This window comes from Mesorhizobium sp. P5_C1 (genome assembly GCF_054049815.1).
Genome location: NZ_JBFULQ010001043.1, coordinates 1 through 1,136 on the forward strand (window position 1 = coordinate 1; position 1,136 = coordinate 1,136).

General features: G+C 60.7%; 1 protein-coding gene. It reads left to right on the forward strand.

The window, feature by feature from the left end; genetic code table 11:
* Nucleotides 1-111: 111 nt before the first annotated feature.
* The coding region (locus ACXJ7R_RS33725; protein WP_457155570.1) for an ATP-binding protein at nucleotides 112-1,136 on the forward strand (1,025 nt) is incomplete at its 3' end.

The window sequence follows — 1,136 nt, forward strand, 5'->3', positions numbered from 1 at the left end:
CTGCAAACCTTGGAAAAACCGCCTTTAGCGCCTATATCTAGACAATATCAGAGGCGCGATTCGGTGCCGATTTTCAGCACCGTGCAAGCGGCATCCAGACAACAGGTTTTCATGAGCGATCAGATCGACAACAACAACGGCGCTGAAGCCGAATACGGCGCCGATTCCATCAAGGTTTTGAAGGGGTTGGATGCTGTCCGCAAACGCCCCGGCATGTATATCGGCGACACCGACGACGGTTCCGGCCTGCATCACATGGTCTACGAGGTGGTCGACAACGCTATCGACGAGGCCCTGGCCGGTCATGCCGACCTCGTCACGGTGACGCTCAACCCCGATGGTTCGGTCACCGTGATCGACAATGGCCGCGGCATTCCGACCGATATCCACACCGGCGAAGGCATTTCCGCGGCCGAAGTGATCATGACGCAGCTGCATGCCGGCGGCAAGTTCGACCAGAATTCCTACAAGGTGTCGGGCGGACTGCATGGCGTCGGCGTCTCGGTGGTCAACGCGCTTTCGGCATGGCTGAAATTGAAGATCCGCCGCAACGGCCAGATCTTCGAGATGAGCTTCACGCACGGCAATGCCGACGCGCCGCTGAAGGCGACCGGCACCTACGAGCAGCACAAGGTTGCCGGCACCTACGAAGGGCGCAGCGGCAGCGAGATCACCTTCTTCCCGTCGGCCGAAACCTTCACCATGGTCGAATTCGACTTCGGCACGCTGGAACACCGGCTGCGCGAACTCGCCTTCCTCAATTCCGGCGTGCGCATCGTTTTGACCGATGCCCGCCATGCCGACATCGTGCGCCACGAGCTGCATTATGATGGCGGGCTGGAAGAGTTCGTCAAATATCTCGACCGCGTCAAGAAACCGCTGATCGACAAGCCGGTCGCCATCAAGGCCGAGCGCGACGGCATCACCGTCGAAGTGGCGATGTGGTGGAACGACAGCTACCACGAGAACGTGCTGGCCTTCACCAACAACATCCCGCAACGCGACGGCGGCACCCATCTGGCCGGTTTCCGCGGTGCGCTGACCCGTCAGATCACCGGCTATGGCGACTCCTCGGGCCTGACCAAGAAGGAAAAGGTCTCGCTGATCGGCGACGACTGCCGCGAGGGCCTGACAGC